The 10,168-nt window shown below is 50.8% G+C and carries 12 protein-coding genes; 6 read left to right on the top strand and 6 right to left on the bottom strand.

Translation table 11 applies throughout. From position 1 onward, the window contains the following. Positions 1–214: 214 nt before the first annotated feature. On the top strand, positions 215–430 hold the full coding sequence (locus LBJ25_00470; protein MDR1452437.1) for a hypothetical protein: 216 nt from the start codon (positions 215–217) through the stop codon (positions 428–430). Then, a complete protein-coding gene (locus LBJ25_00465) occupies positions 430–681 on the top strand; it encodes a type II toxin-antitoxin system RelE/ParE family toxin (GenBank protein ID MDR1452436.1) in 252 nt (83 codons plus the stop codon). The genes LBJ25_00470 and LBJ25_00465 overlap by 1 nt, the downstream gene beginning before the upstream one ends. A 38-nt stretch (positions 682–719) precedes the next feature. Here LBJ25_00465 and LBJ25_00460 read toward each other — a convergent pair whose 3' ends face one another. Continuing rightward, entirely contained in the window at positions 720–1,274 is a 555-nt protein-coding gene (locus LBJ25_00460; GenBank protein ID MDR1452435.1) for a DNA-3-methyladenine glycosylase, read from the bottom strand. Between the two features lie 42 nt (positions 1,275–1,316). Here LBJ25_00460 and dnaG point away from each other — a divergent pair, with 42 nt between their 5' ends. The 3 genes from dnaG to LBJ25_00445 are packed head-to-tail and all read left to right on the top strand — an operon-like array spanning position 1,317 to position 5,298. Next, positions 1,317–3,035, top strand: coding sequence for a DNA primase (gene dnaG, locus LBJ25_00455; GenBank protein ID MDR1452434.1), 1,719 nt, complete (start codon positions 1,317–1,319; stop codon positions 3,033–3,035). Continuing rightward, complete coding sequence (gene rpoD / locus LBJ25_00450; protein ID MDR1452433.1) at positions 3,035–4,357, top strand: RNA polymerase sigma factor RpoD; 1,323 nt, start codon at positions 3,035–3,037, stop codon at positions 4,355–4,357. Before dnaG ends, rpoD begins: the two co-directional genes overlap by 1 nt. A 47-nt stretch (positions 4,358–4,404) precedes the next feature. Next, positions 4,405–5,298: a sigma-70 family RNA polymerase sigma factor gene (locus LBJ25_00445; GenBank protein ID MDR1452432.1), complete on the top strand. Its 894-nt coding sequence runs from the start codon at positions 4,405–4,407 to the stop codon at positions 5,296–5,298. Positions 5,299–5,308: 10 nt separating this feature from the next. Here LBJ25_00445 and galE read toward each other — a convergent pair whose 3' ends face one another. The 5 genes from galE to LBJ25_00420 are packed head-to-tail and all read right to left on the bottom strand — an operon-like array spanning position 5,309 to position 9,299. Then, a complete protein-coding gene (gene galE / locus LBJ25_00440) occupies positions 5,309–6,343 on the bottom strand; it encodes a UDP-glucose 4-epimerase GalE (protein ID MDR1452431.1) in 1,035 nt (344 codons plus the stop codon). After that, positions 6,340–7,050: a 1-(5-phosphoribosyl)-5-[(5-phosphoribosylamino)methylideneamino]imidazole-4-carboxamide isomerase gene (hisA, locus tag LBJ25_00435; protein ID MDR1452430.1), complete on the bottom strand. Its 711-nt coding sequence runs from the start codon at positions 7,048–7,050 to the stop codon at positions 6,340–6,342. The genes galE and hisA overlap by 4 nt, the downstream gene beginning before the upstream one ends. Before the next feature lie 2 nt (positions 7,051–7,052). After that, the gene (gene pth / locus LBJ25_00430) at positions 7,053–7,625 is read right to left on the bottom strand and encodes an aminoacyl-tRNA hydrolase (protein MDR1452429.1); all 573 of its coding nucleotides are present in this window, start codon (positions 7,623–7,625) and stop codon (positions 7,053–7,055) included. Next, entirely contained in the window at positions 7,615–9,078 is a 1,464-nt protein-coding gene (locus LBJ25_00425) for a sigma-54 dependent transcriptional regulator (GenBank protein ID MDR1452428.1), read from the bottom strand. Before LBJ25_00425 ends, pth begins: the two co-directional genes overlap by 11 nt. Next, the gene (locus tag LBJ25_00420; GenBank protein ID MDR1452427.1) at positions 9,075–9,299 is read right to left on the bottom strand and encodes a hypothetical protein; all 225 of its coding nucleotides are present in this window, start codon (positions 9,297–9,299) and stop codon (positions 9,075–9,077) included. Before LBJ25_00420 ends, LBJ25_00425 begins: the two co-directional genes overlap by 4 nt. A 192-nt stretch (positions 9,300–9,491) precedes the next feature. On the opposite strand from LBJ25_00420, the gene LBJ25_00415 reads away from it, so the two are divergent. Then, positions 9,492–10,124 carry an NYN domain-containing protein gene (locus LBJ25_00415; GenBank protein ID MDR1452426.1) on the top strand — a complete coding sequence of 211 codons (633 nt, stop codon included), beginning with the start codon at positions 9,492–9,494 and terminating at the stop codon, positions 10,122–10,124. Positions 10,125–10,168: the final 44 nt, after the last annotated feature.

Below are 10,168 nucleotides of genomic sequence, written 5' to 3'. Positions count from 1 at the left end.
GGGCATTCGCATAGTGTTACGCTTAGCGGCAACACCGGTAATACAGGCGCTGGCCTCCCCCTGGCGCTCAATCTGAGCACTGTTCCGGTTTATTATGCCGTGATTTATATTAAGAAAATGGCTTAAAATAGGCTGCGGCAGCGAAAGACAAATAACTCCTTTGCCGGACAGTCGTTGTGGTATAATAAGTACTTGATTTTTTAGAGGAATAATTATGCAAAGAACTAAAATAAAAACTATCGAAAAATACTTGACCCGGCTGCCTGACTCGGCGGTTGAACAGGTGATAGCATTCGTTAGTTATCTTAATTTTATGAAAAATGTGGAGAGCGAATATCCCTATCCAGATGAGCGGGCAGCGATCGAACAGTACCGTAGTGAAAAAACAAATAAAGTATTGGATTGGGATACAGTTAAAGCCAGGCTCTAATGTACCGGCTGCGCATTCAAGACAAAGCAGTTAAGTCTTTCAAAAAAGTTTCCGAACCGTACAAAACTTTAATTAAACGGAAAATAGAACTGTTAAAAAACTTTAGTAATGATCTGCCGAATATTAAAGCTTTACAAGGGGAGTATAAAGGATTGTACCGTTTGCGCAGCGGTGATTATCGAGTGCTTTTTGCTGTTAAAGAAGAAGAGATTATTATTATTGATGTTTTTTCCAGAGGGCAAGGATATTAGCAAGACAAAACTTGCTGACAGTCAAACAGACGCCAGAATTATCTTGACACAAACTTATTCCCTTTAATAAAAAACCGCAAAGGCAGTTCTTTTCCCGCGTTCAAGCCGATGCGCGTGGAAGTTAGAATGACGGGTTTTTCTTTATTGTCGTAAATGCGCAGCGGCCCTGTTTGCAGGCTCAGATCATTGTGTTTTTTGGTGAGGCCGAAAGCCTGCGTGAGTTTGCCCGGGCCGCTGCAAAGATTTTCGATCTTTTTCGTGCCGCGGTTTTTTTGCATGATCTCCAGACCCTTGACCGGCTCCAGCGCGCGGATCAGCACAGCCTCGCCCTCACCGGTCTGGCCGCTGACAATATTCAGACAGTGATACATGCCATAAATGAAATAAACGTAGGTGCGTCCGGCCGGCCCGAACATCGGCGCGTTGCGCGGCGTCCGGCCTTTGTGCGCGTGGCAGCCCGGGTCGCCGCGGTAAAGATAGGCCTCGGTTTCGACAATTTTGCCCCGGAGCCGGCCGCAGACCAGATCTTTGCCGAGCAAGGCTCTGGCCAGCTCCACAGTCGGCCGCTCAAAAAAATTCTGGCGCAAAAGCATGGACAATTATAACCAAAAAAGCGTGTTATAATACATGCCCCCATGATCGATCCAAAAACTATCGAAGAGATAAAGCTGAAAAGCGATATTGTGACGGTGATCGGCCGCTATGTGCCGCTGAAACAAAAAGGCAATAATTTTTGGGGCTTGTGCCCGTTTCACAAGGAAAAAACGCCGTCTTTTGCCGTGTCCAAAGACAAAGGTATTTTCCGCTGTTTTGGCTGCGGTAAGAGCGGTAATGTTTTTTCTTTTATCCGCGAGGTTGAGCATGTCGATTTTGTGCAGGCGGTGCGTCTGCTCGGCGAACAGTGCGGCGTGACTATCGCTGAAGTGCAGGGCGAGCATTACGAACAGAACAAAGTTTTGTACCAGATCAACGAGGCGGCTGAAAAATTTTTTCAGGAACAGCTCTGGCGCAGCGACCGCGCCCAAAATTATCTGCAGGAGCGCCGTTTGACGCGGGAGACAGCGCTGCTCTTTGGCCTGGGTTATGCGCCGGAAAGCTGGACCAGTCTGCTGGCGCATTTGCAAAATCAATTTGCGCCGGAAAAGATCGCGGCGGCAGGGCTGGCCCTGCGGCGGGACAACGGCGAATATCTGGACCGTTTTCACAAACGCCTGATGTTCCCGATCAAAAACGCGCAGGGCAAAACGCTGGCTTTCAGCGGACGGATCATCGGGCCGGAAGATGCCGCGAAGTACGTCAATTCACCGGAGACGCCGATATTTTTCAAAGGCCACAATCTCTACGGCCTGCATTTGGCCAAAAAAGCCATAACGGAGCAAAATAAAGCGGCGCTGGTCGAGGGACAGATGGATGTGGTGGCCTGTCATGCCGCGGGTTTCAGCAACGCGGTGGCCAGTTTGGGCACGGCTTTTACCGCGGATCAGGCCAGGCTGCTTGGCAAATACAGCAAAAATGTGGTGATCGCTTACGACAAAGACGAGGCCGGACTGAACGCCACGGACAAAACTATCGAAGCGCTGGCGGCCTTGAATTTTCAGACCCGGATTTTGGACATACCGGCCAAAGACCCCGACGAAATGATCCAGAAATACGGCGCGGAAGCCTTGAAACAGGCAATTGACAATGCCGGCGATTTTGTCCAGTATAAATTGACGCGCGTTTTGCGTAAATACAATCTGCGGGACCGCCTGCAAAAATCTCAAGCGGCGCGCGAGGGACTGCAAATTCTTGACGCGCTGCCGGACCGCGTGCTGGCCAGTGAATATCTCAAATGGCTGGGGCAGCAGACAGGTATTGGCGCCGAGATATTGCGTGAAAATCAGAATGAGCGTAAAATGCCAGCCTTCGGGTATGTTCCTAAAAAATATGTGCCGCCGGCGCCGAAAGATAAATATGCCAGGGCGGAAGAGGGTTTATTTGCCGTAATGCTCAGTGACCTGGAATTGCGCGGCCGTTTTTTTGCGCGGTTTCAGCCGGAGGATTTAGCGGAAAACTGGCGGCCGGCGTTAAAATATTTGCAACAAAACAGCTTTGTTGACGATAAATTGTTAGAGGATCTGGAAGCGAAGCCGGAAGCCGGGGAGATCAAAGAATTGATCAGCCGCGTTTTGGTTGAACAAGAGAGGCTGAGCGGGGTGGAGTGCTTCAATATACTGGAGCAAAAAAAAACAAACGAGATAAAACAAAAATTGCGCGGTGAACTGGCGGTGGCGGAAACGGCCGGCGACGAGCTTAAAGCGGCGGAAATCCTGCGGCAATTGCAGCAAATACAGATAGGAAGTGTTAATGAATAATGGTTAAAGCACAAAAGAAAAAACTAATAAAAAAACCAGCGGCGAAAAAACCGCTAAAAAAAGTTAAGGCGGTCAAACCGGTCAAACCGGAAAAAAGCCAGACTGTTTCTGTCAGCAAGAAAACTTTGCGGGATCTGGCGGAAAGTATTGTCCTGACCGCGGCGCCGGAAAGCGCCAAGAAAAAAGACGATTACGAATCTAAGCGCAAACTGCTGGAGCAGAAAGCCAAATCTAAAAACGGCTTGACGCCGGACGATATTTTAAATGTTTTTGACGATCCCGAAGAGGCGATGATGATCACCGAGGATTTCGTCAGCCAGGGCGTGGAAATCCTCAACGACGATATTGGCGCTCTGGAAGAAGCCGACGAAGCGCTGCCGCCGGCGCATGATGACGATCTGATCGTCGATCAATCACCCAATATCGAAACGGCGGCCGGCAAGATCGAGCTGAAAAAACCAATTTCTTCCCTGCTCAAGAAAAGCGAATCCGCCGGCGTGGATGACGCGGTGCGCATGTATCTGCGCGAGATCGGCATGATCAATCTGCTGACTTTTGCTGAAGAGCAGGAGCTGGCCAAAAAAATCCGGCAGGGTAGTGAAGAAGCTAAACGCGCGCTGGCGACTTCCAATCTACGGCTGGTCGTGAGCATTGCCAAAAAATACACCGGCCGCGGCATGCAGTTTTTGGATCTGATCCAGGAGGGCAATCTGGGCTTGATCCGCGCGGTGGAAAAATTTGACCACCGCAAGGGTTTTAAGTTTTCGACTTACGCGACATGGTGGATCCGCCAGGCGATCACCCGCGCGATAGCTGACCAGGCGCGCACGATCCGCATTCCGGTGCATATGGTCGAAACGATCAATAAGATCCGCAAGGTTTCCCGCGCGCTGCTACAAAAACTTTCGCGCAAACCGACCGATGAAGAGCTGGCCAAACATTCCGGCATACCGATCGACAAGGTGCGCGAGATCGTCAAGGTCGCGCAGGTGCCGCTTTCGCTGGAAATGCCGGTCGGCGATGAGGACAGTTCGCGTTTGGGTGATTTTGTCGAAGAGGGTTCCAATCTCGACATGGATGAGCATGTCGGCAGCCGGATGCTGCGTGAGGAAATGAACGCCGCGCTGAAGACGCTGACCGAGCGGGAAAGCATGGTGCTGCGCCTGCGTTTTGGCATGGACGATGAGCGGCCGCGCACACTGGAAGAAGTCGGAAAGGTTTACAATGTCACGCGCGAGCGTATCCGGCAGATCGAGGCCAAGGCGCTCAAAAAACTGCGGCATCCTTCGCGCAATCAGCGTTTGCTGGAATACCTGAATTAGGTCTGCGCCGAAAAGTTAAAAATCGGAAGCCCAGAGGGGTTATGTAGATGTTTGTCTGTCAGACTAAAAAAATTGCCGTTAAAGAAGCGGCCTCCCGCAAACAGAGCAAAAGAGCAATTTTCAACCTGGAGGCTGAGCCTCTGCGGGTTTATCTTCAAGAGATAAGGAAATATCCGCTGCTAACTCTTGCTGAGGAGCAATTTTTAGGCGAACAAATAAGCAAAGGCCGCGACCCCGGCGCCGATGAAAAAACCCAACAAGAAAGCCGCGCCGCGCAGCAAAAGCTGATCAATTCTAATCTGCGTCTGGTGATCAAAATTGTTAGAGAATACGACGTTTCCCGTAGCGCGCGGTTTTGGGATCTGATCCAGGAGGGCAATATCGGGTTGATCTACGCGGTGAAAAAATATGACTACGCTAAAAGCAAATTTTCAACTTATGCCGCGCACTGGATCCGGAGTAAAATTATGCGGGCTCTAAAAAACAGCAGTATGATCTATCTGCCCAATCGAAAAATTGGCGCCATAAAGAGGCTGGGTAAAGATCTGGAATTTTTGCAGCAGGAGTACGGACGCGAGCCGACCGCGCAGGAGTTAGCTGAGTATACGGGACTGTCCCTGCTGGAAATAGCCGAACTGAGGAAAATCGATCAACAGTCTATGCCCTGGAGTCTGTCTGTGGATCGCAACGGTGATTCTCTGAATGATTTTATAAGAGACCCCTCTGCTTCAGATTGGGACGAGCTGAATGTAAAATCGCTTTTGCGGCACGCGGTAAAACAAGGAGTTTTGTCCGCACGAGAAGCCGATATTGTTTACAAGCGGAATATTGAGAAATTTAAACTAAAAGAACTCAACGTTATTTATCGGGTTACTAAAGAGTGGGTCAGGCAGATTGACATCAGCGCTCTGAAAAAGTTAAAAGTTTTTTTAGAACAATAAAAAGGAAAGATTAATAACGACGATTTTGTTCCCACTGCCAGGCTGTGGCGATGATTTTTTCCAGATCATACCGCGCCTGCCAGTTGAGGATTTTTTTCGCTTTGCCGGAATCCGCGACCAGATAGGCCGGATCACCGGCGCGGCGGCCAGCCTCCTGAAAATTCACCCGGCGGCCGCTGACTTTTTCGCAGGCGCGGATTATTTCCCGCACCGAATAGCCGTTTTCGGAACCGAGATTGAAGCAGTCGGAAGTCTTGTTTTTCAGAATATAATCCAGCGCCTGCAAATGCGCGGCGGCCAGATCGTAAACATGCACGTAATCCCGCACACAGGTTCCGTCAGGGGTGGGGTAATCCGTGCCAAAAATTTTTAATTGTCTGGCGGGCCGCAGGATAGACTGCAGGGCCAGCGGTATCAGGTGTGTTTCGGGAGTGTGGGCTTCGCCGACCGCGCCAGCGTCGTCCGCGCCGGCCGCGTTGAAATAACGCAGAGCCGCGTAACGCAGGCCGTAAGCCCTGCTGTAATCCGCCAGCATTTTTTCCACGGCCAGCTTGGTGAAACCGTAAGGATTGATAGGGTTTTGCGGTAGATTTTCGTGCAGTTTTTCAGCGTCCGGCGCGTTATAAGACGCGCCAGCCGACGTGTTATAAGACGCGCCAGCCGACGCGTTATAAGACGCGCCATAGGTCGCGCAGGTAGAGGAAAAAATAAAATAGGAAACATTGTTGTCCAGCAGCGTGTCCAGCAGTTTTTGTGTTTTGCTGAAATTGTTTTCGTAATATTTGCGCGGGTTTTCCACCGATTCTCCGACGTAGGCGTAAGCGGAAAAATGCATGACGGCAGTGATTTTTTCTTTTTGGATTATTCTGGCGGTCAGCTTTTGGTCGGCGATGTCGCCGCGGTAAAACCTGGTTTTTTCCGGCAGGCTTGCCCGGTGGCCATAAACCAGATTGTCCAAAACCACCGGACGCAAATCATGACGCAGAAGATAACGCAGCATGTGCGAACCGATATAGCCTGCGCCGCCGGTAACGAGTATGTTCATTTAAATAATTCCTTTAAGTCAATTTTGTTTTCGTATAAAGCTTTGCCGATGATTACGCCGCCCAAACCTGGAATGGTTGCCAAAGCCCGTGCGTCCCGCAACGAAGCCGCGCCGCCGGAAGCGATAATTTCAATTTTAGTATAAGCGCAAAGTTTTTTATAGAGCGCCAGGTCTACGCCGCTCAAAGTACCGTCGCGGGATATTTCCGTGTAAATAATTTTGCGCACGCCGATCTTTTCCATTTCTTTGATGAGCGCTAGAGCATCGGTGTCAGAATTTTCCAGCCAGCCTTCAGCGGCGGCCTTGCCGCGGCGCGCATCGATGCCGACAATAATTTTGTCCGCGTATTTTTCGACTAATTTTTGGGTCAAGGGCTTGTCTTTCAGAGCAAGCGAGCCGAGTATTGCGTAGTCGATGCCCAGCTCTAGAATTTTTTGCACAGCGGCTTCCGTGCGTAAACCTCCGCCCAGCTCCAGCTCGCAGGAAACGGCCGCGCGAATTCTGGCCAGACTTGCTAAATTAACTGGCCGTCCGGCCCTGGCCCCGTCCAGATCCACCAAATGGATCAGCCGCGCGCCAGCCTCCTGCCACTGCCGCGCGACGGCGGCCGGGTCCACGGCGTACACTTTGCTACGGGCATAATCACCCGTGGTCAGGCGCACGACTTGCCCGCCGAGCAAGTCTATAGCTGGTATCGGTTTAAACATGGTTACGCTGCCACCCCTCTGTCGTTTGCGGCGGAGGCAGACAGCCACGTATTGAGCAACTCCAGCCCTTTAGCCAAAATTTCCGGCAGCTGCTCCTGTTCCGCCGCCGTGAATTGGCTGAGCACGTAATTCAGGGTCTGTTCTTTGCTGGCTGGTTTGCCGATACCCAGTTTGATCCGCGCAAAATTTTCGTGGCCGAGCTGCGCGATAATGGACTTGAGGCCGTTATGCCCGCCGGAAGAACCTTTGGCGCGGAAGCGCGCCGCGCCGAAATCCTGATCCAGATCATCGGACAAGACCAATAGATCCGGCGCGGAAATTTTGTAAAAATCCAAGGCGGCGCGCACTGCCTCGCCGGAATTGTTCATAAAAGTCTGCGGTTTTAACAAAATGATCTTTAGGCCGCCGTGGGTGATCCCCGCAGTCAGCGCGGAGAATTTCTTTCGCGTAAATTTTTGTCCGGCGGCCAGTTTATCCAGCAGCAGAAAACCGATATTATGCCGTGTCAACGCGTACTGCGGCCCGGGATTGCCCAGTCCCGCGATCAATTTTCGGGCGGCGGATCTACTGTACACCGTACTTTTCGATGCGGCTGCGCAGAGTGTTACGGGTGATGCCGAGCAGTTTGGCGGTACGCACCTGATTTTCAGCCAGCTTGTGCAAGGCTTTGACGATCAAAGTTTTTTCCAGCTTACCCATCAGGTCTTGCCGCTCCGGATCGTCCTCCGGCATGATGAGCATGTGCTCCAGCAGCGAGTCAGCCGCCGCGTCGATCAGCGCGCCGAGCGGAACCGTCGGGTCAAAAGCCTGATTTAAAAGCGTATTTTCCGGTTTGGTTTCCACGGCGGCCGCGCCGCTGGCCCGCAGGTCGAGCTGCAGGATCGGCCCGGTGGTCGTGACAACCGCGCGCTTGATAGTATTTTCCAGTTCGCGCACATTGCCGGGCCACTCGTATTTTTGGAGCTGCTCGAGCGCGCGCGTCGGGATCTCGGAAATATTTTTGCCAAATTCATAATTAAATCTTTTCAAGAAATATGAAACAATATCCGGAATATCCTCGCGGCGCTCACGCAAAGCCGGCAGATTGATCTGAATGCCGTTGAGCCGGTAATACAGGTCTTCACGAAATTTATTCCCGGCGATCAGCTCCTGCAGATTTTTATTGGTGGCGGAGATAACGCGCACATCGACCTTGATGGTTTCCGTGCCGCCGACTCTTTCTAATTCATGCTCCTGTAGCACGCGCAGGATCTTGGCCTGTATGGACATCGGCATGTCACCGATCTCGTCAAGGAAAATCGTGCCGCCGCTGCATAATTCAAATTTGCCGATTTTGCGTTCACTGGCGCCGGTAAACGCCCCTTTTTCGTAGCCGAATAATTCCGCTTCGAGCAGGGTTTCCGGTATGGCCGCGCAGTTGATCGCCAGAAAAGTTTTATCCTGACGGTTGGAATTGTGGTAAACCGCGCGGGCGACTAATTCTTTGCCGGTGCCGGACTCGCCGATCAGCAGGACGGGAATACTCGTGCCGGCGATCTTGCCGACCTTTTTGTAAACTTCCTGCATTTTGTGCGAGAGGCCGATGATTGAGCGCACATTGAGATTGACCTGCTGCGTGTCGGTGGCGTTTTCCAGCACCACGACTTCGTTCATGATCTCGCTGGCGCGCAGCGCGGCCTCGACCATAGGCGGCAGGATCTCCGGCAGGGCTGGAGATTTGGTGATGTAATCATACGCGCCCAGCTTCATTGCTTCGATGGCGGTGTCCGTCGTGCCGTGGCCGGTGATCAGGATGACCAGCTGCTTGGGCGCGGTTTTTTTGATCTCGGCAAAAGTCTCCAGACCGTTCAGGCCCGGCATTTGCATATCCATCAGCACGAGCTGCGGATTTTCTTTTTTGATCAGTTTCAGCGCTTCTTTGCCGTCGCCAGCTTTTAGGGTTTCCAGATCCGCGATGCTGTTTTTGAGCAGGCGTTCCAGCTGCCGCAGCATATTTTTGTCGTCGTCCACGAGCAGGATCTTGGTCATAGGGTCTCCGTCTGGCCGCGCAGGTCGGTGCGATATTGGGCGATGATCCGGTCGATCTTGTCCAGCTCTGTTTTGAATATGGACAGCTCTTCGCCCAGCTCTGGCGCGCGCGCCAGATGATTTTGCATCGTGGCGTACAGCAGCCCCAGCACGGTCAGCGGCGTGCGCACATCATGGATCATTTGGCTGGTGAATTTTTCAATGGTTTCACTGGTCAGCATAGACTTTTTATCCCCCACAAGCCACCAGTTTAGCATAAAAAAAGGGAAAAGAATATTAACATTGTTGTGCGGCGGTGATTTACCTCTTGAAATATAGATTTTTTATGGTTTAATGTACTTGTAATCTTGATAGGCAATACCTATCTCTGCCCCCTAGTTATATGCTAGGGGGTCACTTTGTTGAGGTGCTTTTTGAAATCCGTAGTTTGTTTCATAGACGGTTATAATTTATATCACGCAATTAACAATCTAGGAAAAAATTTCAATTATCTAAAATGGCTGGATATTCCCCGTCTAATGAGCTTTTTTACTGATAGTCAAGAGCAGAAAATAAACGCTGTTTATTATTTTTCTGCGTATGCTGATTGGAAAATTTCCTGTGAGCGGCACAAACTATATGTGCGGGCGCTTGTGGAACGCGGCGTAATTCCAATAATGGGCAGATTTAAAACAAAAGACAGGGAGTGCCTGCGTTGCCACACAAAGTGGAAAGGTCACGAAGAAAAAGAAACAGATGTAAATATGGCCCTGCATATTCTTAAAATGGCATTTTATAAGGAATATGATGAAGCGTTTGTGGTGACGCAAGATAGCGATATAGCCCCGGCTTTGAAAATGATTAAACAGGTCAATACGCTGGCGAGAATAAAAGTGATAACGCCGCCAAACATACGCCATTCGCGAGAATTGATAAGGGTGGCCGACAAGGCGGCGAGCATAAAGATAGGGCATTTGAAGAACAGTTTGTTTCCCAAAGACATTGTTAATTCTCGTGGCGATATCGTTTTAACCAGACCAGTGGAATATGCTCCGGCTGTAGAATAATAGGCCGTTGTTCCTGTCGAAGCATCGCTTGCGATCTGCTCAAT

It is taken from the genome of Candidatus Margulisiibacteriota bacterium, assembly GCA_031268855.1.
Lineage (GTDB): Bacteria > Margulisbacteria > Termititenacia > Termititenacales > Termititenacaceae > Termititenax.
Note: the sequence above shows the minus strand (reverse complement) of the source record. Positions and strands in the feature narration are given on the sequence as shown.

Bases quoted from the DNA above. Each gene is read 5' to 3' on its own strand.
- LBJ25_00470 (MDR1452437.1), top strand. From the start codon at position 215: ATGCAAAGAACTAAAATAAAAACTATCGAAAAATACTTGACCCGGCTG.
- LBJ25_00465 (MDR1452436.1), top strand. From the start codon at position 430: ATGTACCGGCTGCGCATTCAAGACAAAGCAGTTAAGTCTTTCAAAAAA.
- LBJ25_00460 (MDR1452435.1), bottom strand. From the start codon at position 1,274: ATGCTTTTGCGCCAGAATTTTTTTGAGCGGCCGACTGTGGAGCTGGCC.
- dnaG (MDR1452434.1), top strand. From the start codon at position 1,317: ATGATCGATCCAAAAACTATCGAAGAGATAAAGCTGAAAAGCGATATT.
- rpoD (MDR1452433.1), top strand. From the start codon at position 3,035: ATGGTTAAAGCACAAAAGAAAAAACTAATAAAAAAACCAGCGGCGAAA.
- LBJ25_00445 (MDR1452432.1), top strand. From the start codon at position 4,405: ATGTTTGTCTGTCAGACTAAAAAAATTGCCGTTAAAGAAGCGGCCTCC.
- galE (MDR1452431.1), bottom strand. From the start codon at position 6,343: ATGAACATACTCGTTACCGGCGGCGCAGGCTATATCGGTTCGCACATG.
- hisA (MDR1452430.1), bottom strand. From the start codon at position 7,050: ATGTTTAAACCGATACCAGCTATAGACTTGCTCGGCGGGCAAGTCGTG.
- LBJ25_00425 (MDR1452428.1), bottom strand. From the start codon at position 9,078: ATGACCAAGATCCTGCTCGTGGACGACGACAAAAATATGCTGCGGCAG.
- LBJ25_00420 (MDR1452427.1), bottom strand. From the start codon at position 9,299: ATGCTGACCAGTGAAACCATTGAAAAATTCACCAGCCAAATGATCCAT.